The organism is Halobaculum roseum (assembly GCF_019880245.1).
Classification (GTDB): Archaea; Halobacteriota; Halobacteria; order Halobacteriales; family Haloferacaceae; genus Halobaculum; species Halobaculum roseum.
Window position 1 is genome coordinate 2,576,640 of the sequence record NZ_CP082286.1, and the last position, 26,492, is coordinate 2,603,131.

Consider the following 26,492-nt stretch of genomic DNA (forward strand, 5'->3'; position numbering starts at 1 on the left):
CGCTTGCCGGTCGCGTGTCTTGAGTTCCGCGGATCCGCGCCGAGCGCCGGCGCCGCCGTCGGCGTCGACCGCCGCGCGGGTCGACGGTGCGGACCCACGGCGTTCGCCACACGCAGGCGCCCCGGAACCCCGCCCACTTAACACCGAACGCGAACCAGCCTCCGACGATGGCCGGACTCGTCGAACTCGTCGCGGGCGCGCTGTGGGCGATGTTGCCGGCGTACGTTCCGAACAACGCCGCCGTGCTCGCGGGCGGGGGCGCGGCGATCGACGGCGGCCGGACGTGGGGCGGCCGCCGCGTGCTCGGCGACGGGAAGACGTGGCGCGGCACCGCCGTCGGCACGCTCGCGGGCATCGCGCTCGCGGTCGCACTCAACGCGGTCGCGGACCCCGTCGGCGCCGCCGTCGGCGTCGACCTCCCGACGTTCCCGCCGCTGGCGGCGCTCGGGCTCGCGCTGGGCGCGATGCTCGGCGACATCGGCGCCTCGTTCGTCAAACGCAGGTCGGGTCGCGAGCGGGGCGCCTCCTTCCCCGGGCTCGACCAGCTCGACTTCGTCGTCGGCGCGCTCGTGCTCGCGCTGGCGCTGGCGCCCGCGTGGACGCTCGCGACGTTCACGCTCGAACGCCTCGCCGTCGTGCTCGTCGCGACGCCGCTGTTGCACGTCGCGACGAACGTCATTGCCTACCTGATCGGGGTCAAGAACGAGCCGTGGTAGAGCCCCTGTAGTCGACGCGAGGACGACGCCCGCCCCGAATTCACTCGTGAGAATCGGGCCGGTGCGGTTTTGAGGGCTCCCCGCGGCAGCTCGGACGTGAGCGACTCGGACGTCTCGGAGTCCAGCGACCCCCCGGAGGGAGTCGAGGAGGAGGGCGAGCTGTCGCCACGCGAGCACGTCCGGGTCATGTTTCCGAGCATCGCGCTGGCGTTCATGCTGCTTGCGGCCGCCAGCGTCGCGGGGATCGGCGGCGTCGTCGCGACGGGCCTCGGCGGCGAGCCGATCGACCGACCCGAGGGCTTCTCCTTCTCCGTCGCCGGCGAGGGTGACGACACGGCTATCGTGGTCACGCATCCCGACGGAACCGTCCCCTCCGAGGAGCGTGTCGTCGTCGTCGACGAGGCGGGCACGAAGGTCCCGTGGACCGACCTCCGGACCGACACGGGCGAGGCGGAGATCACCGGCCGTAGCGCGCTCGCGTGTCCGACCCAGGGGGCGACGTACCGCGTCGTCTTCGAGGGTCGCGCGGCCGACCACACCGTCGGCGCCTACGAGGTCGACGCGCCCATCCCCGCGAGCGTCGTCGAGCGGTGCGAGGCGGCGAACTGACCGGACGATCCGGCGGGTCACGTTCTCGCTACGACGAGCCCCGGCGGCGGTCGCGGACCGATAGCCTTTCGCGGCACCGTGCGCCTCCCTCGGGTATGCGCGACTCCACCGACGACGCCGTCACGGACGCGGAGCTGATCGCCGCGCTTCGGGACGCGGAGGCCGTCCTGTTCGGCGAGTTCGAACTCGCCCACGGGGGGACGAGCGACTACTACGTCGACAAGTACCGCTTCGAGACGGATCCCACGTGTCTGGGCCTCGTCGCCCGGGCGTACGCCGAGCGCGTCGGCGAGGCGAAGCTCGCCGGCGTCGCACTCGGCGCCGTCCCGCTGGTGGCCGCGACCGCCGTCGAGACCGGTTCCCCGTACGTCATCGTCCGCAAGGCGGCCAAGGAGTACGGCACCGGGAACCGGATCGAGGGGGCCCTCGACGAGGGCGAGGAGGTCGTCGTGCTCGAGGACATCGCCACGACCGGCCAGTCCGCCCTCGACGCCGTCGAGGCGCTGCGGGAGGCGGGTGCGACCGTGAACAAGGTGCTCGTCGTCGTCGACCGCGAGGAGGGCGCCGCGGAGCTGCTCGCGGACCACGACGTGGAGCTGGAGTCGCTGCTGACGGCGACGCGCCTGCTCGAGGACAGGTAGCGTCCGGCCGCGTCGGAAGCGTTTCTTCGCCGAAAACACTCGGAACCCGTGTTTTCGGCCGTCGTTACCGGTCGCCAGTGGCGGATCGACGATCTAGCCACACATACGCAAGACTGGCAGATCGACGGATGATCGAATCCGAAGTGTTCATACTTGCACGAACGAGCATAGATCCATGAACAGGGCCGAGAAGGCCGCCCTGCAGTTGCAGGCGGTCGCCGTGTTGCGGACGCTGAAGGAGACGCGAACGTACGACGAACTCGCCGAGGTGACCGGCCTGCCGGCGGGCGATCTGAACCGCTACGTCAACGGGCACGTCCTCCCGGGCGCCGAGCGCGCCCAGGAGGTCGTCGGCGGCATCGGTCACGAGACGCTCGCCGCGGAGCTCGAAGCGCGCATCGGCTTCGACGACGAGGGGTACGTCGACAACTCCGGCGTCGTGTTCGACCAGCCGTTCCTCGATCTGGTCGCGCCCGTCGCCGCCGAGTCGTTCGCCTTCGAGACGCCCGACGTGGTGCTCACGGCCGCGACCGACGGGATCACCCTCGGCGCGGCGATGGCGAGCCACTTCGACGCCCGCGTCGCCTACGCGAAGAAGTCGAAGGAGACCGCCGTCGAGGAGTTCATCGAGTCGCGCCAGCGGCTCGCCTCAGGGATCGAGCTGACGTACTACCTCCCCGCGGGCGCCATCGACGCCGGCGAGTCCGTGCTCGTCGTCGACGACCTCATCCGGTCGGGCGAGACGCAGGAGCTGCTGCTCGACATCGCGCTTCAGGCCGACGCCGACGTGACCGGCGTGTTCGCGCTCATCGCCGTCGGCGACGAGGGGACCGACCGGGCGTCGGAGATCACCGACGCGCCGGTGGGTGCGTTGACGCGGTTCGAGTAAGGCGAGGCCGACCGCAGGGAGGCCTCGGAAGTACGGCGGAGCGGTCCCGTGCCGCTCCGCCCACAGAAAGAGCGTCGTCGAGCGAAGCGAGACGACGGAATTCGGCGGCGAGGTCTTCGTGCCGAGCCGCCCACAGAAAGAGCGTCGTCGAGCGAAGCGAGACGACGGTAAACGGCGGCGAGCTTGTGGGCGAGCCGCTCATGGTGCGACAGCGAGTATTCCGATGCGCGACCGATTCTCGTCGATTGTCGCCGCCGCGGTCGGTTTGTTTCGTGTCGCCGTCGGCGAGACGGACGGCTCGGGACAACGTACTGACGCTTCCGTCCCGACTAATATCCACATTAGTGCATATATTGTCGGGAAAAAGCCGAACGCTTAAGCCAAGTATGCACAAGTGTGGCGACATGGGGCTGCAACAGCAGTTGGCGGAGTACTTCAACTTCGACGAGCTCGGGACGGATCTCCGGACTGAGGTCGTGGCCGGGATCACGACGTTCCTGACGATGAGCTACATCGTCATCGTCAATCCGAGCATCCTCGCGGTGGCGATCGTGAACGGGCCGGGGCCCGACATCGGCCGGTCGTTGCCCGAGGTCCAGCAGATGATCGCGGTGGTGACGCTCATCTCCGCGGCGGTCGCGACGCTCGTGATGGCGCTGTACGCGAAGCGGCCGTTCGGGCAGGCACCCGGGCTCGGGCTGAACGCGTTCTTCGCGTTCACGGTCGTGCTCGGGCTCGGCGTCCCGTGGAACACCGCGCTCGCGGCGGTCGTCGTCGAGGGGATCGTGTTCATGCTGCTCACCGTCGCCGGAGCGCGTGAGTACGTGATCAAGCTGTTCCCCGAGCCGGTGAAGTTCGCGGTCGGGGGCGGTATCGGGCTGTTCCTCGCCATCATCGGGTTGGAAGCGATGCGCGTCGTCGCCTCCGACCCCGCGACGTACGTCCAGTTCTCGCCGGTGTTCGCGCAGGACCCGGTCGCCGTGTTGTCGGTCGTCGGGTTGTTCCTCACGTTCATGCTGTACGCCCGCGGCGTCCCGGGGAGCATCGTCTTCGGGATCCTCGGGACGAGCGTGCTCGGGTGGATCGTGTCGACGCTCGGCTACTCCGCGTACGCCGTTCCCGACGACGCCGGCTTCGTCCTCGCCGACGCGTCGCTGTCGCCGGCGCTGGACACGCTGACGTACTCGGCGGCCGGCTACGACATCACGCCGCTCGTCGGCGCGTTCGTCTCCGGGTTCTCGAACGTGGACGCGTTCGCGTTCGCGCTCATCGTGTTCACGTTCTTCTTCGTCGACTTCTTCGACACCGCCGGCACGCTGGTCGGCGTCTCGCAGGTCGCGGGCTTCCTCGACGAGGACGGCAACCTCCCCGACATCGACAGGCCGCTGATGGCCGACGCGATCGGCACCACCGTGGGCGGCATCCTCGGCACCTCGACGGTGACGACGTACATCGAGTCCGCCGCCGGCGTCGAGGAGGGCGGCCGTTCGGGGATGACTGCGCTGGTCATCGCGGTGCTGTTCGTGTTCTCGCTCGCGGCCGTGCCGCTCGCGGCGGCCGTGCCGATCTGGGCGAGCCACATCGCGCTCGTCGCCATCGCGGTGCTCATGCTGCGCAACCTGGTCGACATCGACTGGGCCGACTACACCAACGCGGTGCCCGCGGGGCTGACGATCCTCGTGATGCCGTTCACCTACTCCATCGCCTACGGTATCGCGGCGGGCATCGTCTCGTACCCGCTGGTCAAGGTCGCCGCCGGCGAGTACGACGACGTCCGCCCGGGCCACTGGGTGCTCGCGGCCGCGTTCGTCGCCTACTTCTTCGTCCGGACGGGCGGCGTCCTCGGCGGCGCGCTCTGAGGAACGGACACGGGCAAGGGCGGGATCCCCGACCCGATTCCCGCCGCGCCGTGACGGAGCACAAGAGTTTCCACCCCGCACCCCTCCGTTCGCAGTATGGCTCTCTCCCTCCCTCTCTCCAGACGTACGGCCGCCCGCGTGCTCGTCGGGCTGGTCGTCGTCGGGCTGTTCGCGCCCGCGGCCGTCCAGGCGTTCGTCCCGGGCGACTCGGGCACGCCTGGAACCGTCGGACTCGAGGCCGGAACGATCGACTCGGAGGCCAGCAACGACACCGTGGTCGCGATCCAGGGCTTCCACTTCCAGGGACAGGGATCACAGAAGAAACCCGCCCGGCTCGTCCAGGTGACGCCCGACGGCTCGACCGACTGGGTGTACGACGGCTCGAACCTGAACGCCCGGTGGTTCTACGACGTCGACCCGCTGGCGAACGGGAACCTGCTCGTCGTCGGCACGAACGCCGGCGGGACGGTCGTCGCGGAACTCGACCGCGAGACGCGAGAGCCGGTCTGGACCGAGCGCTTCGACTTCAAGGACACTCACGACGTGGAGATGCTCCCGAGCGGGAACCTGCTGATCGCCAATATGCGTAACTGGAACGAGGAGGAGCAGCGCTCGGACGACCGCATCCTCGTGTACAACCGCTCGACCGAGGAGATCGACTGGCAGTGGACGTTCAGAAACCACTACCCCAACTCGACCGACGGCGGCTTCAGCGAGGACTGGACGCACGTCAACGACGTCGACCGCATCGCCGAGGGGCAGTACCTCGTCTCCCCGCGTAACTTCGATCAGGCGATCGTGGTGAACCGCTCGACGAAGGAGATCGACTACCGCCTCGGCGAGGACGACAACCACGATATCATGAACGAGCAGCACAACCCCGACTGGCTCGTCAGCGAGGACGGGAACCCGACGATCCTCGTCGCCGACTCCGAGAACGACCGCGTCGTCGAGTACGAGCGCCGCGACGGCGAGTGGGTCGAGGTGTGGGAGGTCGGCACCGGACAGCTCTCGTGGCCCCGGGACGCCGACCGCCTGCCGAACGGGAACACGCTCATCACCGACTCGCTCAACCACCGCGTCATCGAGGTGACGCCGCAGGGGGAGATCGTCTGGGAGTACTACGCCACCTGGGGCCCGTACGACGCCGAGCGCATCGGCACGGGCGCCGAGTCCAACGGCCCGACGATGGCCGATCAGGGCGTCTCCGGGAGCTACCAGATCTACGGCTCGGCCGGCCTCATCGAGGGCACAGGCGGCTCGCTGACGTTCGCCGGGGCGGTGCAGAACACGTTCGCGGGCACCCCCCTGGGCGCCCCGGCTCAGGAGTTCGCGACGCGGTGGGCCCACGTCACGCCGTGGATCCGCCCGGCCTGGATGGGCTCGTGGGCGTTCGCCGGCGCCCTCGCCGGGACGATCCTCCTGTTCGGCTGGGCGTTCGGGGAGGCGTTCGCCGAGCGAGACTCGATCCGACGGGGCATGCAGAAGGCAGCGCGAGACATCCGCGCGCGCTGAGCGCCGCCGACGCGGTATTCGGTCGTCTCGGCCGTTCGCTACGCCATCGGTTGACGGTACGCTTAATAGGCGGCTCGGCCCGATTCTTGGGCGGCTCGGCACGGGGACCTCGCCGCCGTCCCCCGTCGTCTCGCTCGTTCGCTCCGCTCACTCGCTCGACGACGCACACTTGATGGGCGGCTCGGCACGGGGACCTCGCCGCCGTCCCCCGTCGTCTCGCTCGTTCGCTCCGCTCACTCGCTCGACGACGCACACGACGCACGCGTTCCGCAAACACCTTATATCGACGTGGGCAAACCCACAGACGACGAGTATCCATGCCGAGACCCGAAGTTCTCGAACGCGTGAAGGAGGCCGAAGCCGATGCCGAGGAGATCGTCGCCGAGGCCGAGGCCGACCGCGAGGCGCGGATCTCGGAGGCCCGGTCGGAGGCCGACGAGATCGTCGCCGAGGCCGAAGCCGAGGCCGACCGCATCGAGCAGGAGCGCCTCGACGAAGCGCGCGAACAGATCGAGGAGAAACGGGAGGAGACCATCGCGGCGGGCCGCCGCGAGCGGAACGAACTCGTCGACGAGGCGAGCGACCGGATCGACGAGGTCGTCGAGTTCGCGGTGGAACGGTTCGAGGAGGCGGTACATGCTCAGGCCTGAGCGGATGAGCAAGGTCTCGGTGACCGGCTCCAAGGCGTACATGGAGTCGGTCATCGAGGCGGTTCACGAGCTGAACCTCCTGCACGTCACCGAGTACGGTGGCGGCTGGGAGGGATTCGTCCAGGGTAACCCGCAGTCGGGCGCGGAGGACGCGGCCGACAAGCTGGTCACCGTTCGGTCGCTGAAGTCCATGCTCGGCGTCGAGGACGACGAGGCGGGGCCGACCCGCGTGCTCGACGACGGCGAGCTGACGGCCGAGCTCGAGGAGCTCCGCGAGGAGGTCAACGCGCTCGACGATCGGCGCGACGAGATCCGCTCGCAGCTGCGGTCCGTCGAGGAGCGCATCGAGGCGGTCGAGCCCTTCGCGGAGCTGGGTATCGACCTCGACCTGCTGCAGGGGTACGACTCCCTCCAGGTCGCGGTCGGCGAGGGCGACCGTGACGCCGTCGAGCGCGCCGTGCTCGACGCGCCCGGGCTCACCGAGTACCAGGTGTTCGGCGACGACGTGATCGCCGTCTTCGCGCGCCCCGAGCGTGACGCCGACGAGAGCGCCCTCACGGACGCGCTGGTGAGCGCCGAGTTCGCCGCCCACGAGGTACCCGACGTCGAGGGCGACAGCGTCTCGCCGGAGGCGTACGTCGACGACCTGGAGAGCCAGCGACAGTCGCTGGAGTCGGACCTCGAATCGGTCGAGGCCGAGATCGAGGCGGTGCGGGCGGACGCGGCCGGCTTCCTGCTGGCCGCCGAGGAGAAGCTCGCTATCGAGGTACAGAAGTCGGAGGCCCCCCTGTCGTACGCGACGACGCGCAACGCGTTCGTCGCCGAGGGGTGGATCCCCACCGACAGCTACACCGAGTTCAAGTCGGCGGTGCAGGACGCCGTCGGCAGCCACGTCGAGATCGAGGAGATCGAGCGCGCGTCCTTCGGCGCGGACGGCGAGGTGCAGGTCCGCGAGGACGTGCCGCCGGCCGTCGAGGACGCCGGTCGCGAGGAGGGCGCCGAGGCGACCGGCGACGGCGAGTCCGAGCAGCGACGCGCGGTCGCGGACGGCGGCGGCTCGGTCGTCATGCGCAACGACGACCCGCCGGTCGTCCAGGACAACCCCGGGCTCGTCTCCCCGTTCGAGGTGCTCGTGCAGGCGGTCGGGCGCCCGAACTACCGCGAGTTCGACCCGTCGGTGATCCTGTTCCTCACGTTCCCGGCGTTCTTCGGGTTCATGATCGGCGACCTCGGATACGGGATCCTCTACACCGCGATCGGGTACTTCCTGTACTCGAACTTCGACTCGAAGGCGTTCAAGTCCATGGGGGGCGTCACCATCGCCGCGGGGCTGTTCACCGCGGTGTTCGGCGTCTTCTACGGCGAGTTCTTCGGGTTGCACGTCATCTCGACGTACTTCTGGGAGGGCGTCGTCGGCCTCTCCAGCGCCCCGATCCACAAGGGGCTCCAGCCCGCTGACATCTACTGGGCGCAGGCGTGGCTCGTCGTCTCGACGGTCGTCGCCCTGTTCCACCTGAACATCGGGTACGTCTTCGGTTTCCTCGAGGAGCTCGAGTTCCACGGGGCGAAGGCGGCCATCACCGAGAAGGGCTCGTGGCTGTTGGGCATGAACGGCCTCTGGCTGTTCGTGTTCAGCCGGCTGTACGAGGCGAAGAAGCCCGCCTTCATCTTCACCGTCTTCGACGGCTCGGGCGCGGCGCCGGAGGCGTCCGGCGAGTTCGCCTCCACGGCGTTCGCGCTCGGCTTCAACGGCTTCTCGCCGACCGTCGGCATGCTCGGGCTCGGGCTGTTCGCCCTGGGCGCGCTCCTGCTGGTGCTCGGCGCGCCGGCGGAGATCCTCGAGATCTTCGACGTGCTCGTGAACGTGCTGAGCTACACTCGTATCGCCGCGGTGCTGCTCGCGAAGGCGGGGATGGCGTTCGTCGTCAACCTCCTGTTCTTCGGGGCGTACCAGACGGCCGACGGCGAGTTCCACTTCATGCTCACCCACGGCCCCGAGTACTACGCCGCCGAGTACGGTCGCGAGGCGATCATGTTCGGCGGGCTGGTCCACGGCGGCGCGGCGGCGCTCGTGGGCGGCCTGGTGATCCTCGTGCTCGGGCACCTGCTCGTGCTCGCGCTGGGCGTCACCTCCGCCGGCCTGCAGGCGGTCCGTCTCGAGTACTACGAGTTCTTCTCGAAGTTCTTCGAGGGCGGCGGCACGGAGTACGAACCGTTCGGCAGCGAGCGGCGCTTCACCGTCGACGAGTAAGCGTCGCGTCGGGGGTCGCTCCCGAGGCGACCCGCGCCCACGTTGCGGCTTCGGTCGGACCGATCGAATGGGGTTGGTTGACACGGTAGCGACGCGTGACGACCGTGTATTCGGCCGTCTCGTCGTTCGTTTTGGGAAGCTTTATGCACTCCACAGGTGCAACCACGACTTGTCCGGAGTTAGGCATCCGCCTACCGAATACCATGCTCGAAATCGCACCCGAACTCGCTAACGTTGTACTGCAGGAAGGTAGTAACGCCCCGGCCATCCCGTCCGCGTCCGCCGCGGCGCTGGCGGTCGGTCTGGCCGCCTTCGGCGCCGGCTATGCCGAGCGCGGCATCGGCTCGGCCGCCGTCGGCGCCGTCGCCGAGGACGAGGACCTGTTCGTCACGGGCCTGATCTTCACGGTCCTGCCCGAGACCCTCGTCATTCTCGCACTGGTCACCATCTTCCTGGTCTAAACCGCCCCCTCCCTTTCCACCATGAGTCTGGAGACAGTCGTCGAAGACATCCGAGACGAGGCCCACGCGCGTGCGGAGGACATCCGTGAAGAGGCCGAAGAGCGCGCCGAGGAGATCGTCGCGGAGGCCGAGGAGGAGGCCGAGAGTATCGTCGAAGAACGAGAACAAGCGGTCGAGCGGCAGATCGAACAGGAGCGTGAGCAGACGCTCTCCGCGGCGAAGCTGGAGGCGAAACAGCAGCGACTCGAGGCGCGCCGGGACGTGCTCGCCGACGTGCGCGAGCGGACCGAGGCGGCCATCGCCGACCTCGAGGGCGAGGAGCGCGAGGAGCTGACCCGCGCACTGCTCGATGCGGCGGCCCCCGAGTTCGACGACGGCGAGACGGTCTCCGTCTACGGGCGGGCCGACGACGAGGAGCTGTTGACCGACGTGCTCGACGACTACGACGGCTGGTCGTACGCCGGCGAGCGAGAGTGTCTCGGCGGCGTCGTCGTCGAGAGCGAGGAGTCGCGCGTCCGTGTGAACAACACGTTCGACTCGGTCCTCGAGGCGGTCTGGGAGGACAACCTCAAGGAGCTGAGCGACCGACTGTTCGACGATGAGTAGCCGCGCCGGCACGTCGAACCCCGAGTACGTGAACGCCCGCGTCCGATCGCGGCGGGCGTCGCTGTTCGAGGAGGACGACTATCGGAAGCTGGTTAGGATGAGCCCGGCGGAGATCGCCCGGTTCATGGAGGAATCGCCGGCGTACGAGGAGGAGATCAACGCGCTCGGGTCGCGGTTCTCGGGCGTCGACCTCATCGAGTACGCGCTGAACGCGAGCCTCGCCGACGACTTCGAGGACATCCTCCGCTGGTGTGAGGGTGAGCTGTACGGGCACGTCGCCCGCTACCTCCGCAAGTTCGACGCGTGGAACGTGAAGACCGTTCTGCGGGGCATCTACTCGGACACCGAGCGCGAGGCCGTCGCCGACGACCTCATCCGCGCCGGCGAGTTCGACGACCGGCTGCTCGACCGGCTCCTGGACGCCGGGAGCATCGAGGAGGCCATCGAGGTGCTCGATCGGACCGTCTTCGGCGACTCGCTCGCGGCCGCGCTCGACGACTACAAGTCGTCTGGCGTGCTGGTGCCGCTGGAGAACGCGGTCGACCGCGCGTACTACGAACTGCTCCGCACCGACGACCTCTCCGGCGAGGCGCTTTCGGAGTACCGCGAGTTCCTCGAGGCGGAGATCGACTTCCGCAACGCGATCAACGCCCTGCGGCTGGCCCGCTCGGGCGCCGATCTAAACCCCTCGCAGTACTTCATCGAGGGGGGCATTCTGTTCTCGGCGTCCGAGCTCCGTCAGCTCGCGTCCAACACCGACGAACTGATCGCCCGTATCCGCGAGTCGCGGTACGGCGAGCAGCTCTCGGACGCGTTGACCGAGCTCGAGGGGGCCGAGAGCCTCATCGGGTTCGAGCACGCGCTGGAGGCGGCGCTGTTGGAGTACGCGGACTCGCTCGGGCTGGTCCACCCGCTGTCGGTGACTCCCGTCGTGTCGTACGTGCTCGCGAAGGAGCGCGAGGTCGACAACATCCGCGCCATCGCGCGCGGGAAGGAGGCCGGCCTCGGCCCCGAGGAGATCGAATCCGAGCTGGTGATCCTATGAGTCAGGAGATCGCGGTAATCGGCAGCCCCGAGTTCACCACCGGCTTCCGGCTCGCCGGCGTCCGCAAGTGTGCGAACGTCCCCGAGGACGAGAAGGACGACCGCCTCGACGAGGCCGTCGAGGAGACGCTCGCGGACGACGACGTCGGCATCGTCGTGATGCGCGACGCTGACCTCGAGCACCTCTCGCGGACCGTCCGCAGGGACGTGGAGGGGAGCGTGGAACCGGTACTGGTCACGCTCGGCGGCGGCGCCGGGAGCGGCCTACGCGAACAGATCAAGAGAGCCATCGGGATCGACCTGATGGACGAGGACGAGTGAACACATGAGTCAGGCAAGCGAACCCGAGACGACCGAAGGAACCGGACGCATCAAGAGCGTGAGCGGCCCGGTCGTGAAGGCCGTCGATCTCGACGCCCGGATGAACGACGTCGTCTACGTGGGCGACGAAGGGCTGATGGGCGAGGTCATCGAGATCGAGGGCGACGTCACGACCATTCAGGTGTACGAGGAGACCTCCGGGGTCGCCCCCGGCGAACCCGTCGAGAACACGGGCGAACCCCTCTCCGTCGACCTGGGCCCCGGCATGCTGGACGCCATCTACGACGGCGTGCAGCGCCCGCTCGACGTGCTGGAGGAGAAGATGGACAGCGCGTTCCTCGACCGCGGGGTCGACGCGCCCGGCATCGACCTGGAGAAGGAGTGGGAGTTCACTCCCGAGGTCGAGGCGGGCGACAACGTCGAACCCGGCGACATCGTCGGCGTCGTGCCGGAGACGGTCACCATCGACCACAAGGTCATGGTGCCGCCGGACTACGAGGGCGGCGTCGTCGAGAGCGCCGAGGAGGGCGAGTTCACCGTCGACGACCCCGTCGTCACGCTTGAGAACGGCGAGGAGATCGCGATGCGCCAGGAGTGGCCGGTGCGCGAGCAGCGCCCGACCGTCGAGAAGCGCACCCCGCGCACCCCGCTGGTGTCGGGCCAGCGCATCCTCGACGGCCTCTTCCCCATCGCCAAGGGCGGTACCGCGGCGATCCCGGGGCCGTTCGGCTCCGGAAAGACGGTCACCCAGCACAGCCTCGCCAAGTTCGCCGACGCCGACATCGTCGTGTACGTCGGCTGCGGCGAGCGCGGCAACGAGATGACCGAGGTGATCGAGGACTTCCCCGAGCTGGAGGACCCGAAGACGGGCAACTCGCTGATGGCCCGCACCTCGCTCATCGCGAACACCTCGAACATGCCAGTCGCCGCCCGCGAGTCGTGCGTGTACACCGGCATCACCATCGCCGAGTACTACCGCGACATGGGCTACGACGTGGCGCTCATGGCCGACTCCACCTCGCGGTGGGCCGAGGCCATGCGCGAGATCTCCTCGCGGCTGGAGGAGATGCCCGGCGAGGAGGGGTACCCCGCGTACCTCGCCGCGCGCCTCGCGGAGTTCTACGAGCGCGCCGGCTACTTCGAGAACCTCAACGGCACCGAGGGCTCCGTGTCGGCGATCGGCGCGGTCAGCCCGCCCGGCGGCGACTTCTCCGAGCCGGTCACCCAGAACACGCTGCGTATTGTGAAGACGTTCTGGGCGCTGGACGCCGACCTCGCCGAGCGTCGGCACTTCCCGGCGATCAACTGGAACGAGTCGTACTCGCTGTACCAGGACCAGCTCGACCCGTGGTTCAAGGAGAACGTCGCGGAGGACTGGGCCGAGCGACGGCAGTGGGCCGTCGACACGCTCGACGAGGAGGGCGAACTCCAGGAGATCGTCCAGCTCGTCGGGAAGGACGCCCTGCCGGAGGACCAGCAGCTCACCCTCGAGATCGCGCGCTACCTGCGTGAGGGATACCTCCAGCAGAACGCCTTCATCGACGTGGACATGTACTGTCCGCCCGAGAAGACGTACGCGATCCTCTCGACGATCCAGACGTACAACGACGAGGCGTTCGACGCGCTCGACGCCGGCGTCCCGATCGAGGACATCACGTCCATCGACGCGGCGCCGAAGCTCAACCGGATCGCCACCCAGGAGGACTGGGAGGAGTTCGTCGAGGAGCTTCAAGCAGACATCACCGAGCAGCTCCGCTCGCTCTACTAACCATGAAAGAGTACCAGACAATCACGGAAGTCAGCGGCCCGCTGGTGTACGCCGAGGTCGACGAGCCCATCGGCTACGACGAGATCGTCGAGATCGAGACGCCGAGCGGCGAGACGAAGCGCGGTCAGGTCCTCGAATCCGAGGAGGGCGTCGTCGCCATCCAGGTGTTCGAGGGCACCACCGGCATCGACCGCAACGCCTCGGTGCGGTTCCTGGGCGAGACGCTGAAGATGCCCGTGACCGAGGACCTCCTCGGTCGCGTGCTCGACGGCTCCGGCAACCCGATCGACGGCGGGCCGGAGATCGTCCCGGACGAGCGCCGCGACATCGTCGGCGCCGCGATCAACCCGTACAGCCGCGAGTACCCCGAGGACTTCATCCAGACGGGCGTCTCGGCCATCGACGGGATGAACACGCTCGTGCGCGGCCAGAAGCTCCCGATCTTCTCGGGCTCCGGCCTGCCGCACAACGACCTCGCGCTCCAGATCGCCCGCCAGGCGACCGTCCCGGAGGAAGAGGGCGAGGGCGAGGGCGACGAGGACGAGTCGGAGTTCGCGGTGATCTTCGGCGCGATGGGTATCACGCAGGAGGAGGCCAACGAGTTCATGCAGGACTTCGAGCGGACGGGCGCGCTGGAGCGCTCGGTCGTCTTCATGAACCTCGCGGACGACCCCGCCGTCGAGCGGACGGTCACGCCGCGGCTGGCCCTGACGACCGCGGAGTACCTCGCGTTCGACAAGGGGTACCACGTGCTCGTCGTCCTGACGGACATGACCAACTACTGCGAGGCGCTGCGCGAGATCGGCGCCGCCCGCGAGGAGGTGCCCGGCCGCCGTGGCTACCCCGGGTACATGTACACCGACCTGGCGCAGCTGTACGAGCGCGCGGGTCGCCTCAAGGACCGCGAGGGCTCGGTGACGCAGATCCCGATCCTCACGATGCCCGGCGACGACGACACCCACCCGATCCCCGACCTGACGGGATACATCACGGAGGGGCAGATCATGATGGACCGCCCGCTCCACAGCCAGGGCATCAAGCCGCCGGTCAACGTGCTGCCCAGCCTGTCGCGGCTGATGGACGACGGTATCGGCGAGGGCCTCACCCGCGCCGACCACGCCGACGTGTCCGACCAGATGTACGCGGCGTACGCGGAAGGTGAGGACCTCCGCGACCTCGTGAACATCGTCGGCCGCGAGGCGCTCTCCGAGCGCGACAACAAGTACCTCGACTTCGCGGACGCCTTCGAGGAGGAGTTCGTCCAGCAGGGGTTCGACACCGACCGCACGATCGACGAGACGATCGAGCTCGGCTGGGACCTGCTGTCGACGCTGCCGAAGACGGAGCTCAACCGCGTCGACGAGGAGCTCATCGAGGAGCACTACCGCGAGGACGCCGCGGCCGCCGGCGACGAGGCCGAGGAAGTCTCCGCGGACTGACGGGCGAGCGCGAACACCGCGGACACCGACTTCGGTTCACTTCTTTCGACCGCCCGACCCGCGAGCCGCGGCCGTGTCGTCGACCGACCGCCTCACGCGCGCACGCCGACTAACAAGGATTAACACCCTCGCCGCGCAACCGTCTGGCAAGACTATGGCGGAGGACGTCAAGCCGACCCGGAAGAACCTGATGGAGATCGAGGACCGCATCGATCTGTCCGAGCGCGGTCACGACACGCTCGAACAGAAGCGCGACGGGCTCATCATGGAGTTCATGGACATCCTCGACCAGGCGCAGGACGTCCGCGACCAGCTGGAGTCCGACTACGACACGGCCCAGGAGAAGATCAACAAGGCCCGCGCGATGGAGGGCGACGTGGCCGTCCGCGGCGCCGCGGCGGCGCTGAAGGAGCACCCCGAGATCACGACCCAGTCGAAGAACATCATGGGCGTGGTCGTCCCGCAGATCGAGTCCTCGAAGGTGCGCAAGGACCTCGACGAGCGCGGCTACGGCGTGCTCGGCTCCTCCGCCCGCATCGACGAGGCGGCCGACGCCTACGAGGAGCTGCTGGAGTCGATCATCCTCGCCGCGGAGGTCGAGACGGCGATGAAGAAGATGCTCGAGGAGATCGAGACGACGAAGCGCCGCGTCAACGCGCTGGAGTTCAAGCTCCTGCCCGAGCTCAACGAGAACAAGGAGTACATCGAGCAGAAGCTCGAGGAGCAAGAGCGCGAGGAGATCTTCCGCCTCAAGAAGATCAAGGCCAAGAAGGAGGAGGAGGAGAAGGCCGAGGAGGAGCGCGAGGCCGAAGCGAAGGCCGAGGCCGAGGCGCTCGAAGCCGGCGTCGCCGAGAGCGACGACTGACGGCGCGAGGCCGTCCCCGACCGACGGCGCGGTCAGTGTTCGTTCCGTTCCATTCCCTTCGTTCCGTTCCGTTCACTTCCGTTCGCTCCCGTATCTCGTCGCTTCGACCCCCGTCCTCGGTCCCCGATGTTTATGAGCCGGCGGGGGTCACGCGGTGTATGAACTGTCCCCACTGTGACACCGAGGTCGTCGTGTTCGCGGTGCCGGCGGATCTGCGCGAGCACGCCCCCGAGTCGGCGTCGACGGCGACCGTCTGTCCGAACTGTCTGGCCGTCGACTCCGCGGACGCGAACGACGCCGGTGCCGATCCCGAGTTTCCCCGAGTTCACGAGTCCTTCCCCGACGGCGACGGCGGCGTCGCGTTCGCGCTGTTGATCGGGACGTTGCCCTCGATCGCGTTGAACAAGGCGTCCGCGCGGGCGCTCCGCGAGCGCGCCGAACGCGAGGGCGTCGACACCGCCCTCGCGTTCGACCGCCTGATCGACGCCGTCCACGACGCCGAGATCGTGCCCGAGTTCGACCTCCAACGGCGGGTCCGACAGCTCGACTCGCTGTTGGACCGTTCCTGAGCGGGCGCGCCGGTTCCTCGCCCCCGATCGGCCGAGGTGTTGGACCGTCCCCCAATGGGACCGGGGCGAACGGCAAGACGTATCCCGGCGGTGGGCCTCCGACCCGAACACGAACCGATGGACAGCGACAGGGTCGGCAGTCTCCTCGTGCTCGCGTCGGCGGCCGCCTTCGGCACGCTCGGCGTGCTCGGCGAGGTCGCGTTCCGCGAGGGGCTGTCCGTGCCGTCGGCGCTCGCCTTACGCTTCGTCGTCGGCTCGTTCGTCGTCTGGGTCGGGGTGCTCGGCTACCGCGCGACGACCGGCGGCGACGCCCCGGCGCTCGGGTTGCCGCCCCGCGAGGCGGTCACCGCGATCGCGTTGGGCGCGGTCGGCTACGCGGGCGTCAGCTACGGCTTCTTCGTCGGCGTCGAGCGGATGAGCGCCGGCCTCGCCGCGGTGATCCTCTACACGTACCCGCTGTTCGTCGTCGCGCTGGCGGCGGCGTTCCTCGACGAGCGCGTGGGCCTCCGAACCGGCGTCGCCGCCGGGCTCACCCTCTCCGGGGTGGTGCTGATATCGTGGACCGGGGCGGGGGCGTTCGACCCCCTCGGCGCGGCCGCGACGCTCGCGGCCGCGGGGATGTACGCGGCGTACATCGTCGTCTCGCGGCTGACCCTGGAGTCGGCCGACGAGCGCGTGCTCACGGCCTACGTCGCCCCGGCGGCCGCCGCGTCGCTGGCGCTCGTCGCGACCGCGACGGACGCGGTCACGCTCCCGACGACCGCGACCGGCTGGGGGACGGTGGTCGCGCTGGGCGTCGTCGCCACGGCGTTCGCGATGTTCGCGTTCTTCGCCGGGCTGGCGCGCGTCGGCGCCGGGCGCGCGGGCGTGCTCTCGACGGCCGAGCCGACGGTGGCGGTCGCGCTGGGCGCGGCCTTCCTCGGCGAACCGGTGACGCCGGCGATGATCGCGGGCGGCGTGCTGGTGATCGTCGGCGTCGTGCTGGTTCAGACTGCCGAGGAGTGAGAGCGACGCGGGTGAGGGGGACGTGGAGGGGTCAGTCGTCGCGGTTTATACGCCCGTGGAGTAGCGGAGAATGCCGGCGACGCCGCCGAAGGCGTCCATGAGCTGGTCGCCCTTCTCGAAGTCGGTGGAGATGAACTTCGTCTCGGTGCCGCGCTGTTCTGCGATCTCGATGAGGTGCTCGACGATGTCCTCGCGCTCGCCGGCGTCGTTCGCCGAGACCGTCTCGCCGCACTCCCCGCACTCGTGGTCGGGGGTCGAGTGGCGGCGCTCGACGACTTCGCGCTCCTCGTGGCCGTTCGGGCACTCGTAGGTGATCACGTCGTGGTGGAGGTCCTCCGAGAGGAGGAGGCGCTCGACCGAGCCCATGATCAGGTTGCGGCGGGTCTCCTCGAAGCCGTAGGTGGCCTTGTCGCCGCTGTGGAGGTTCTCGAAGAACTCCTCCATCTCCCGCTTGTCCTTCATCACCTCCTGGTCGGCGAGCACGTCGCTCGCGGCGTCGACCAGGTCGTACAGCCCCGACTCGTCGGTGTAGGCCACGTCGAACTTCCCGATGACGTGGTCCTGCAGCTCGTGGTGGAGGTAGTCGCCGTCGAGGAACTCGTCCTTCGTCGGCGAGGGGCCGCCCACGAGGATGCCCTCGAGGTCGTGGCGCTTGTCCACCATCAGGTCGTTCGCCATCCCCGCGACCTCCTGATAGAAGTTGTCGATGGCCTCCAGGCGCAGGCGGGCGAACCGCTGTGCCGACTGGCCACCCTTCCGCTGTTTCCCGGGCACGAGCGAGGAGGCTGACTTGACCGGCTCGACGCGCTTGCCCTTGAGCCAGCCGACGTTCGCCTCCCGGCGGTCGAGGACGATGAGCCCGAACAGGCCCTTGTCGGTCATCATGTCCTCCAGCGGCCCGGTCAGGAAGTTCGAGTCGCAGTGGTAGCGGAACGACTGGATCGGCTCGGGTGGCGACTCCAGCACCTTCGTCACCATCTCGGTTTGTCCGCCGCCGGAGTCGACCGCGCCCGAGAAGATCACGATGCCGTTGTCCGGCGGGTAGACGTCGTAGTAGCGCAGGCGGTCCTTGATGCTGGTGAGCGCGTCCTGCACGGCCGTCCGGGTCTGCTTGGACTTGATGTTGGACGCCTCGCTGTGCTCCTGGGTGACGTGGGCGACCACGTCGGAGATCTGCTTGTCGTCGGGGATGTAGATCGTGACGAGCTGGGTGCCCGAGCCCTCGAAGTCGTCGAGCTCGTCGAGGACCTTCCGGAACTCGTACTTCCGGCGGTCCTCGCTCGCCTGCCCCTCCTGGGCGTCGCTGCTCATTACGCTCTAGTTCGCCGGCCGCGGGGTAAGTACCTGTTGAATACCACGGTGACACACCGCATGCGCGCCGTCGACGGCCGGATCGTCGACCGCAGGTCGGGAAGCCGCCCCGGCTCCGGGGCCGGGCGACGGGACCCACCTTTATCACGTGTGACCGCCGTAGCCACGGTAAATGCCGAAGATCTACGCCGTCGCGAGCGTGAAGGGGGGTGTCGGCAAGACGACCACGGCCGCCAACCTCGCGGCCACGCTCGCGGCCGCCGGCTACGAGACCGTCGCGGTCGACGCCGACCTCGGATCGGCCAGCCTCGGCCCGTCCCTGGGCGTCGACCCGGAGGGGACGACGCTGCACGACGTGCTCGCGGGCGAGGCCGACCCCGCGGAGGCGACCCGCGAGGGGCCACACGGCCTCGCGGTGCTCCCCGGGGGCGACAGCCTGGAGCACTTCCGGAAGGCAGAGCCGAGCGAGATCGTCGACGTGCTGGAGGAGATCACGGGCGTCGACTACGTGATCGTCGACACGGGCGCCGGGTTGACCCACCAGACGGCGCTCCCGCTGTCGGTCGCCGACGGCGTCCTCCTGGTGTCGACGCCGACGCGCGACGGACTCGCGAACACCCGGAAGACCCAGGACCTCACCGAGAAGCTCGAGGGCGAAGTCGTCGGCCTCGCGCTCAACGAGGCCGAGGGCGACGAGGACACCGGCGACATCGACGTGCCCGTGTTGGGCGCGATCCCGGACGACCCGCTGGTCGCCGAGGCGCAGGCGGCCGGCAGCCCCCTCTCGGCGTACGGCCCCGGCAGCGACGCCGCGGCGGCGTTCCGGTCGCTGGCGTCCTCGCTCACCGGCGAGCCGATCCGGCCCGCGGTGACGCCGGACAACTCGGAGGCGACGCCGGAGGACCCGGCGTACGAGGCGGCAGCCCCCGACGAGGCACCCGAAGCCGCGCTCGACCTGCCCGAGGTCGACGAGGAGGCGGACTCGGCGGATGAGACACCGGAGGAGACGCTCACGGAAGCCGAGTCGGTCGTGGAAGCCGAGTCGGACGTGGAGGCCGACGCCGAAGCGGAAGCCGACGCGGAAGCGGAAGTCGACCCGGACGCGGACGCCGAAGCGGAAACCGACGCGGACACGGAGGTCGACCCCGAGCCGGATGTCGACGACGCCGTCATCCTCGACGACGAGCCCGCCGGCGACGACGCCGAGGACGACGCGGCCGTCGCGGCCCGGACGACGGTGCTCGACGAGGCGGAGTACGACGCCCGCCGGAACGACGACGAGGACGAGGTCGCGACCGTCGAGGACGCCGAGTCGGGCGAGTCCGCCGACATCGGCGAGGACGTGATCCCCTTCGCCCAGCAGAGCAAGGAGCGCACGGAGGAGGCGAAACAGCAGCGCGACGGCGACGACGCCGACGACGGGGACGACGGCCGCGACGGGGGCGGCTTCCTCGGTCGGCTGTTCCGGTCGTCGTAGCCCGCCGCGGGAGGCGGATCGGGAGTTTCTTTTCGTCGCCGCCACCTCTCGGGAGTATGAGCGAAGCAGGCAACGACTCCGTGCCGATCTGGTGGATCCTCGTCTTCATCGTCCTCGCGCTCGGGCTGGGCGCTATCGCGGTGCTCTCGGTCGGCGGGAGCCTGATCGATCCGGCGATGCTGCTGCCGCTGGCGTAGTCGAACCGCGGTCCGAAAAGAGGGGAAACGACGACGACTGTGGCTGTTCTCCGCTCTACATCGACTCGGGCGCCTCGACCCCGAGCACGTCGAGGGCGTTGGCGATCGTGTGGCGCGCGGCGGCGACGAGCGCGAGGCGCGCCTCCCGGGTCGCCTCGTCGTCGGCCGTGAGCACCGGACACTCCCGGTAGAAGGCGTTGAACGTCTCCGCGAACTCGCGGGTGTAGGTGGCGATCCGGTGGGGTTCCAGGTCGTCGGCGGCCTCCTCGACGACGGCCGGGAACCGCGCGACGACCTTCAGCAGGTCGCGTTCCTCGGGCGTCGACAGCGCCTCCGGATCGACGGCGGCGTCGGGGGCCAGCCCCTCCTCGCCGGCTTCCGAGACGATCCCGCAGCAACGCGCGTGGACGTACTGGACGTACGGCGCCGACTGCGCCTCGAAGTCGAGCGCGCGGTCCCACTCGAAGGTGATCGACTTCGTCGGCTGCTTGCTGACGATGTCGTAGCGGACGGCGCCGATGCCGACCTGCCGGGCGATGCGTTCGACGTCCTCCTCGCTCAGGTCGTCGTCGCGGATGCGGTCGTCCATGCGCGACTCCACCTCCTGGCGGGCGCGGTCGATCGCCTCGTCGAGCAGGTCGTCGAGGTTCACCGCCGTGCCAGCGCGCGTGGACATCTTCCCCTCGGGGAGGTTCACGTACGAGTAGAACATCGACTGCAGGCGGTCGGTGTCGTTGCCGAGGAGCTCGAGCGCGGCCTGGAGCTGGCCGGCCTGGAGCTTGTGGTCCTCGCCCAGCACCGTCACCGCGCGGTCGTAGTTCTCGAACTTCCACTCGTGGTGCGCGAGGTCCCGCGTCGTGTACAGCGAGGTGCCGTCCGAGCGGAGGAACACGAGCTTCTTCTCGTAGCCGTGCGCCGAGAGGTCGACCTGCCAGGCGCCCTCCTCGAGGACGGACTCGTCGAGGTCCTTCAGGCGCCGTGCCACGTCGTCGGAGGAGCCGTCGCGGATGAAGCGCGTCTCCTTGACGAACTCGTCGAACTCGGCGGGCAGGCGCGCGAGCGACGCCTCCATCCCCGAGAGCACCGTGTCGACGACCTCGCCGACGCGCTCATAGGTGTCCTCGTCGCCCGACTCGAGCCCCTGGAGGATCGAGGCGATCTCCGCCTCGGCCGCCTCCACCGTCTCCTCGTCGCCCTCCTCCAGCACCTCGTTGCCCTTGCGGTAGTAGCGCACGAGGTCGTAGTCGGGCTTGTCGCGGGCGGGCTCGGGGAGGTCGGACTCGTCGAACGTCTCGTAGGCCCACGTGAAGATCGCCATCTGTCGGCCGGCGTCGTTGACGTAGTAGTGGCGGTCCACGTCGTAGCCGGCGTACTCGACGGCGTTGGCGACGGCGTCGCCGATGATGGGGTTGCGCGCGCGGCCGACGTGGACCGGCCCCGTCGGGTTCGCGGAGGTGTGCTCCACGACGACGGACTCGTCCTTCCGCGGGAGTCGGCCGAACTCGGCGTCGCGGGCGGCGTCGAGCGTGTCCGCGAGGTAGGCGTCGTCGACGAAGAAGTTCACGTACGGGCCGCTGGTGTCCACGCGCGCGAGGTACTCCGTGGCGGCCACGTCGACCGCGTCGGCGACCTCGCCGGCGACCTGCGGCGGCGGCGCGCCCGCCTCGCCGGCTAACCGGAAGGCGACGCTGGAGGCGAGCGTCGCGTCGACGCCGTCGGGCGGGTCCTCGATGCCGAGGTCGTCGGTCGGATAGCCGAGGTCGGCGAGCGCGTCCGTCAGCGCCGCCGCCACGGCCGACCGGAACTGTCTGAACATGCGCGTGGCTTCCCCCGCCGCCGATAAATGGGTTTCCGAACCGCACCGCCGACCGCGGCGGCAACCGCGTCCCGTTCTCGTTCCCGTTCACCGGACGCGACCCGGCTCGCCGGCACCGACGCCTTTTGGTGTATCGGGCCCACAGCATCGGTACGAATCCCGGTCGCGTGACGATCCGTAACGATTCTGTTATGCATACCGGATTCGGTATGCTTTTGGGTCGCGCCCTCCGACCTGTGGGCAATGAGCACTTCCACGACGGCCGTCGGCCACGACGAGGTGGCCGCGCTGAAGACGGTCGCGCTGCGGGGCGGCCTCCGCGAGCCGGTGAAGGTCTCCTGTTCGACGCTCGGCGAGCGCCTCGACGCCTCCAGTCAGACGGCCTCGCGACGGCTCCAGCGGCTCGAGTCCGCCGGACTGCTCGATCGCGACGTCGTCGGCGACGGGCAGTGGGTGACGGTGACAGACGCCGGCGAGCGTCGCCTGCGCGGGGAGTACGCCGACTACCGTCGCCTGTTCGAGGGCGAGGCCGGCCTCTCGCTGTCCGGGACGGTCACCTCCGGGATGGGCGAGGGACGCCACTACATCCAGCTGTCGGGCTACCACGAGCAGTTCGTCGAGCGCCTCGGCTACGAGCCGTTCCCGGGCACGCTGAACGTCGAGCTCTCGGAGGCGGCCGTCCGCGCCCGCGCGGGGCTGGACTCCGTCGACGGGATCCCGATCGACGGCTGGGAGGACGAGGAGCGCACGTTCGGCCCGGCGACGTGTTACGCCGCCGAGGTGCGCGCCGACGGCGACGCGTTCGCGCCGGCGCACGTGATCGTGCCCGAGCGCACCCACCACGACGAGGACCAGCTCGAACTCATCGCGCCCGCGAAGCTGCGCGAGGAGCTGGATCTGGCCGACGGCGACGAGGTGCGCGTGCGCGTCACCGACGCCGAGCGCGCCGACGAGCCCGCCCCGTCGGCCGGGGGCGCTGACGCCGGGGGGTCGGCGTGAGCCGGCAGGCCGGCCGGCTGGACCGCGCGCTCGCCGCCTTCCGCGCTGGCGAGCCGGTGCTCGTCCACGACTTCGACGACCGCGAGGGGGAGACGGACCTCGTGTACCCCGCGGGCGCCGTCGAGCCGGCGGACGTGACGCGCATGCGCAACGACGCCGGCGGGCTGATCTGCGTGGCCGTCTCCGACGCCGTCGCCGACGCCGCCGACCTCCCGTTCCTCGAGGAGCAGATCGACCACCCGGCGGCCGCGAGCCACGACCTCGCGTACGACGACCGCTCGTCGTTCTCGCTGCCGGTGAACCACCGCGACACCTTCACCGGGATCACCGACGACGACCGCGCGCTGACGATCACGGAGCTTGCCTCGATGGCCTCCGCCGTCGAGGCGGGCGTCGAGTACGGCCCCGACGAGTTCGCCGCCGAGTTCCGCGCGCCCGGCCACGTCCACGTGCTCCGGGGCGCCCCCGACGGGCTCTCGGACCGACTGGGGCACACCGAGCTGGGGCTCGCGATGGCCGCGGAGACGGGCAACCCGCCCGCCGCGGTCGTCTGTGAGATGCTCGACGACGAGACCGGCCGGGCGCTGTCGACCCGGGCGGCCCGCGAGTACGCACAGCGCCACGGCTTCCCGTACGTCGAGGGCGAGGAGCTGGTCGAGGCGCTGCGGTAGCGTCCCCGGTCCCGCCGGCGGCGACTCAGCCGAGCAGCCCGAACAGCCCGAGTACCCATCGACCGATCTCCGATCCCGCGAACAGCGCGCCCTCCGGACGGGAAAGCTGTCGCCCGGTCCACAGCGCGGCGACCATCAGAACCGTGACGCCGGCCAGCCACGCCAATGTCTCCAGCGCGTTCGCGGACACGGCCAGCGGCCGGACGAGCGCCGCCGCCCCCATGATCCCAGTGATGTTGAACACGTTGCTGCCGACGACGTTGCCGACGGAGACGCCGAGGCTCCCGCGGCTCAGCGCCACCAGCGACACCGCGAACTCCGGGGTCGACGTGCCGGCGGCGACGATGGTCCCGCCGATCACCCACTCGGAGATCCCGGCCCCGCGCGCGAGCGTCGACGCCGCGGCGACCATGTAGTCGCCGCTCACCAGCACCAGCGCCAGCCCGCCGACGAGTAACAGCGCGTCGCGACCGCGGAACGACACTCGCCCCGTGATGTCGGTCGTCGCCGCGTCGCCGGGGAACGTCCCCGGATCGGATCCGGGTTTCACGTCCGAGGGGGCGGAGCCCGCCTCGGGCTCCACTTCCGGCTCTTCGTCCTCGGTCCCCGCTCCGGCAACCGTGGACCCGCCCTCGGCGCGGAGCAGATAGGCGGTGTACGTGACGAACAGCCCGGCGAGCACGGCGCCCTCGACGCGGGAGACGGCGAGGTCGACCAGCGCGATCCCGCCGACGGCGGTGCTCGCCAGCAGCGCGAGGCCGTCCCGGTGAACCAGCGTCTCGGCGATCGGGATCACCCGGATCAGCGCGACGACGCCGAGGATGAACGCGAGGTTGTAGACGTTCGACCCGAGGACGTTCGCGACGGCGATGTCGCCGAGTCCGTTCGCCGCGGCGTCGAGGGAGACCGACAGCTCCGGCGTCGACGTGCCCATCGCGACGACCGTGAGGCCGATGGCGAGTTCGGAGAGCCCGAACCGCCGGGCGAGCCGGACCACCGCGTCCACGAGGAGGCGCGCGCCGATCCACAGCCCCAGCACCGAGAGGACGACGATCCCGACCTGCACGAGCGGCCCGCCCTGTACCATCGTTCGACCGTACCGTCCGGGCGTCGAGGAATCAACCTTCGGGCCGGGGGAGCGTGGTCGCCGGTCGAGATCCGGGACCGGGCGGTCGGAACGCCGGCGTCGTTCCCGGGGGACCCCTCCGGTCGACCTTGTGTCGGTTATGGGCGGAGCGGCACAGGACCGCTCCGCCGTACTCCGAGACGCTCGGCTTCGCCTCGCGTCGCGCCCAATTCGTGCGCGGCTCGGCCCGAAGACCTCGCCGCGGTTCTTCCGAGACGCTCGCTTCGCTCGCGTCTCGCCTCAGTCGTCGGCGGGGACGGCCCCCGCCGGCGCATCGGTCGGCGTCGTCGCCCGGCCGGCCAGCGCGAGCCCGACGAGCGCCAGCACCGACAGGGGCCCGAAGAAGTAGTACGGGACGAACGCCCACGACGATTCGAAGCCGAGCGCGGCCGCCATGAAGACCGCGCCGGCGTGCCACGGGAACAGCGGTCCGGTGGGGGTGCCGGCGGCCTCGACGGCCCGCGAGAGGTCCCGCGAGTCGAGCCCGTACTCGTCGTACAGCCCCCGGAGGCTCACGCCCGGCACGACGATGCTCATGTACTGCTGGGCGGTGAAGGCGTTCGTGAGCAGCGCGGACGCGCCGGTGCCGACCACGAGGGAGTTGCGCGACCACACCACGTCGGCCAGGCGGTCGGCGACGACCGCGAGCACGTCGGTTCCCTCCAGCAGCCCGCCCAGCGCCAGCGCCGCCACGACGACGGCGATCGTCCAGCCCGAGCCCGCGAGCCCGCCCGTCGCCAGCAGGCCGTTGACGAGCTCGCTTCCCGTCTCAGGCGCGGTGCCGCTCAGGAACGCCTCCCAGGCGGCGGTGAAGGAGCGCCCCTGCGCGAGCACGGTCGTCCCGGCGCCCGCGAACACGCCGGCGATCAGCGCCGGGAGCGCGGGGTACCCCCGGATCGCGAGGCCGAACGTGACCACCAGCGGGAGGAACACGAGCGGGCCGAGCGCGTACGTCGACGCCAGCGGCCCGGTGATCGCCGAAGGGTCGCCGCCGGAGCCGGTCACGGCGTACGCGCCGAGGACGGCGTAGCCGACGACCGAGAGGCCGAACGCGACGGCGGTGCCGAGGCGCATCGCGTTGATGTGGTCGTACAGGTCGGTGTTCGTCACCGCGGCCGCGAGGTTCGTCGTGTCCGACAGCGGGCTCTGCTTGTCGCCGGCGTACGCGCCCGAGACGATGGCGCCGGCGGTCATCGGCGCCGACACGTCCAGTCCCGAGCCGATGCCGATGAAGGCGACGCCGAGCGTCCCGACGGTCGTCCACGACGAGCCGATCGCGAAGGCGACGACGGCCGCGAGCACGGCCGTCACGGGGAGGAACACCGCCGGCGACAGCAGCCCGAGCCCGTAGTACATGAGCCCCGGGATCGTGCCGGCGCTGGTCCACGTCGCGATCAGCCCGTAGATGACGAACAGGATGAGGATCGCCTGCATGCCCATCCGCAGGCCGCCCTCGGCGGCGTCGTACACGCCGTCCCAGTCGTAGCCGAGCCGGTAGCGCGCGAACAACCCGGCGAAGGCGATGCTCCAAAGCAGCGGTCCGTGCGGGGCCAGGCCGAGCAGCCCCGAGCCGACGGCCAACGAGGCGACGACGACCGCGAGCGGCACGAGCGCCTCGCCGAACGTCGGCCGCCGCGCGTCGCCGAGGGGCTCGTCGGCGCGTGGCGGTTGCGTATCCATCACCGGT

The 26,492-nt window shown here is 69.8% G+C and carries 25 protein-coding genes; 21 read left to right on the top strand and 4 right to left on the bottom strand.

Annotated elements, in window-relative coordinates; genetic code table 11:
* Positions 1-167 precede the first annotated feature (167 nt).
* The 17 genes from K6T36_RS13150 to K6T36_RS13230 all read left to right on the top strand — a co-directional run bounded on the left by K6T36_RS13150 (position 168) and on the right by K6T36_RS13230 (position 17,208).
* Positions 168-716, top strand: a complete 549-nt coding sequence (locus K6T36_RS13150) for a CDP-2,3-bis-(O-geranylgeranyl)-sn-glycerol synthase (RefSeq protein WP_222921673.1) — start codon at positions 168-170, stop codon at positions 714-716.
* Between the two features lie 96 nt (positions 717-812).
* Positions 813-1,325, top strand: a complete 513-nt coding sequence (locus K6T36_RS13155; RefSeq protein WP_222921674.1) for a hypothetical protein — start codon at positions 813-815, stop codon at positions 1,323-1,325.
* Positions 1,326-1,420: 95 nt separating this feature from the next.
* Complete coding sequence (gene pyrE, locus K6T36_RS13160; protein ID WP_222921675.1) at positions 1,421-1,966, top strand: orotate phosphoribosyltransferase; 546 nt, start codon at positions 1,421-1,423, stop codon at positions 1,964-1,966.
* Positions 1,967-2,141: 175 nt separating this feature from the next.
* Positions 2,142-2,855, top strand: a complete 714-nt coding sequence (locus K6T36_RS13165) for a phosphoribosyltransferase family protein (RefSeq protein WP_222921676.1) — start codon at positions 2,142-2,144, stop codon at positions 2,853-2,855.
* 404 nt (positions 2,856-3,259) lie between these two features.
* A complete protein-coding gene (locus K6T36_RS13170) occupies positions 3,260-4,714 on the top strand; it encodes an NCS2 family permease (protein ID WP_222921677.1) in 1,455 nt (484 codons plus the stop codon).
* A gap of 96 nt (positions 4,715-4,810) precedes the next feature.
* Positions 4,811-6,229, top strand: coding sequence for an aryl-sulfate sulfotransferase (locus K6T36_RS13175; RefSeq protein WP_222921678.1), 1,419 nt, complete (start codon positions 4,811-4,813; stop codon positions 6,227-6,229).
* Positions 6,230-6,546: 317 nt separating this feature from the next.
* Positions 6,547-6,879, top strand: coding sequence for an ATP synthase archaeal subunit H (ahaH, locus tag K6T36_RS13180; protein ID WP_222607050.1), 333 nt, complete (start codon positions 6,547-6,549; stop codon positions 6,877-6,879).
* Positions 6,866-9,130 (top strand): V-type ATP synthase subunit I, encoded by a 2,265-nt coding sequence (locus tag K6T36_RS13185; protein WP_222921679.1) that lies wholly within the window; start codon positions 6,866-6,868, stop codon positions 9,128-9,130. Before ahaH ends, K6T36_RS13185 begins: the two co-directional genes overlap by 14 nt.
* A 203-nt stretch (positions 9,131-9,333) precedes the next feature.
* Positions 9,334-9,591, top strand: coding sequence for a F0F1 ATP synthase subunit C (locus K6T36_RS13190; RefSeq protein ID WP_073306769.1), 258 nt, complete (start codon positions 9,334-9,336; stop codon positions 9,589-9,591).
* Between the two features lie 21 nt (positions 9,592-9,612).
* Positions 9,613-10,197, top strand: a complete 585-nt coding sequence (locus K6T36_RS13195) for a V-type ATP synthase subunit E (RefSeq protein WP_222921680.1) — start codon at positions 9,613-9,615, stop codon at positions 10,195-10,197.
* A complete protein-coding gene (locus K6T36_RS13200) occupies positions 10,190-11,242 on the top strand; it encodes a V-type ATP synthase subunit C (protein WP_222921681.1) in 1,053 nt (350 codons plus the stop codon). Before K6T36_RS13195 ends, K6T36_RS13200 begins: the two co-directional genes overlap by 8 nt.
* Positions 11,239-11,562: a V-type ATP synthase subunit F gene (locus tag K6T36_RS13205; RefSeq protein WP_222921682.1), complete on the top strand. Its 324-nt coding sequence runs from the start codon at positions 11,239-11,241 to the stop codon at positions 11,560-11,562. Before K6T36_RS13200 ends, K6T36_RS13205 begins: the two co-directional genes overlap by 4 nt.
* A gap of 4 nt (positions 11,563-11,566) precedes the next feature.
* Positions 11,567-13,330 carry an ATP synthase subunit A gene (locus K6T36_RS13210; RefSeq protein WP_222921683.1) on the top strand — a complete coding sequence of 588 codons (1,764 nt, stop codon included), beginning with the start codon at positions 11,567-11,569 and terminating at the stop codon, positions 13,328-13,330.
* Between the two features lie 2 nt (positions 13,331-13,332).
* Positions 13,333-14,769, top strand: a complete 1,437-nt coding sequence (locus K6T36_RS13215) for an ATP synthase subunit B (RefSeq protein WP_222921684.1) — start codon at positions 13,333-13,335, stop codon at positions 14,767-14,769.
* 154 nt (positions 14,770-14,923) lie between these two features.
* On the top strand, positions 14,924-15,634 hold the full coding sequence (locus K6T36_RS13220) for a V-type ATP synthase subunit D (protein ID WP_222607057.1): 711 nt from the start codon (positions 14,924-14,926) through the stop codon (positions 15,632-15,634).
* 158 nt (positions 15,635-15,792) lie between these two features.
* Entirely contained in the window at positions 15,793-16,203 is a 411-nt protein-coding gene (locus K6T36_RS13225) for a DUF6276 family protein (protein ID WP_222921685.1), read from the top strand.
* Between the two features lie 117 nt (positions 16,204-16,320).
* Positions 16,321-17,208, top strand: coding sequence for a DMT family transporter (locus K6T36_RS13230; protein WP_222921686.1), 888 nt, complete (start codon positions 16,321-16,323; stop codon positions 17,206-17,208).
* Between the two features lie 45 nt (positions 17,209-17,253).
* On the opposite strand, the gene prf1 is transcribed toward K6T36_RS13230, so the two are convergent.
* Positions 17,254-18,519: a peptide chain release factor aRF-1 gene (prf1, locus tag K6T36_RS13235; protein ID WP_222921687.1), complete on the bottom strand. Its 1,266-nt coding sequence runs from the start codon at positions 18,517-18,519 to the stop codon at positions 17,254-17,256.
* 172 nt (positions 18,520-18,691) lie between these two features.
* On the opposite strand from prf1, the gene K6T36_RS13240 reads away from it, so the two are divergent.
* Both K6T36_RS13240 and K6T36_RS13245 read left to right on the top strand, forming a co-directional pair.
* Positions 18,692-19,996: a MinD/ParA family ATP-binding protein gene (locus K6T36_RS13240; RefSeq protein WP_222921688.1), complete on the top strand. Its 1,305-nt coding sequence runs from the start codon at positions 18,692-18,694 to the stop codon at positions 19,994-19,996.
* A 56-nt stretch (positions 19,997-20,052) separates the two neighbouring features.
* Positions 20,053-20,193: a hypothetical protein gene (locus K6T36_RS13245; protein ID WP_222607062.1), complete on the top strand. Its 141-nt coding sequence runs from the start codon at positions 20,053-20,055 to the stop codon at positions 20,191-20,193.
* Between the two features lie 55 nt (positions 20,194-20,248).
* Here the strand turns inward: K6T36_RS13245 and argS are convergent, their stop codons facing one another.
* Positions 20,249-22,009 carry an arginine--tRNA ligase gene (gene argS, locus K6T36_RS13250; protein WP_222921689.1) on the bottom strand — a complete coding sequence of 587 codons (1,761 nt, stop codon included), beginning with the start codon at positions 22,007-22,009 and terminating at the stop codon, positions 20,249-20,251.
* Between the two features lie 243 nt (positions 22,010-22,252).
* On the opposite strand from argS, the gene K6T36_RS13255 reads away from it, so the two are divergent.
* Together K6T36_RS13255 and ribB are read left to right on the top strand one after the other, a co-directional pair.
* Positions 22,253-23,008, top strand: a complete 756-nt coding sequence (locus tag K6T36_RS13255) for a DUF120 domain-containing protein (protein ID WP_222921690.1) — start codon at positions 22,253-22,255, stop codon at positions 23,006-23,008.
* The gene (gene ribB / locus K6T36_RS13260; RefSeq protein WP_222921691.1) at positions 23,005-23,679 is read left to right on the top strand and encodes a 3,4-dihydroxy-2-butanone-4-phosphate synthase; all 675 of its coding nucleotides are present in this window, start codon (positions 23,005-23,007) and stop codon (positions 23,677-23,679) included. Before K6T36_RS13255 ends, ribB begins: the two co-directional genes overlap by 4 nt.
* 25 nt (positions 23,680-23,704) lie before the next feature.
* Here the strand turns inward: ribB and K6T36_RS13265 are convergent, their stop codons facing one another.
* Both K6T36_RS13265 and arcD read right to left on the bottom strand, forming a co-directional pair.
* A complete protein-coding gene (locus K6T36_RS13265) occupies positions 23,705-24,766 on the bottom strand; it encodes a calcium/sodium antiporter (protein WP_222921692.1) in 1,062 nt (353 codons plus the stop codon).
* A 279-nt stretch (positions 24,767-25,045) separates the two neighbouring features.
* On the bottom strand, positions 25,046-26,485 hold the full coding sequence (arcD, locus tag K6T36_RS13270; protein ID WP_222921693.1) for an arginine/ornithine antiporter ArcD: 1,440 nt from the start codon (positions 26,483-26,485) through the stop codon (positions 25,046-25,048).
* Positions 26,486-26,492 lie beyond the last annotated feature (7 nt).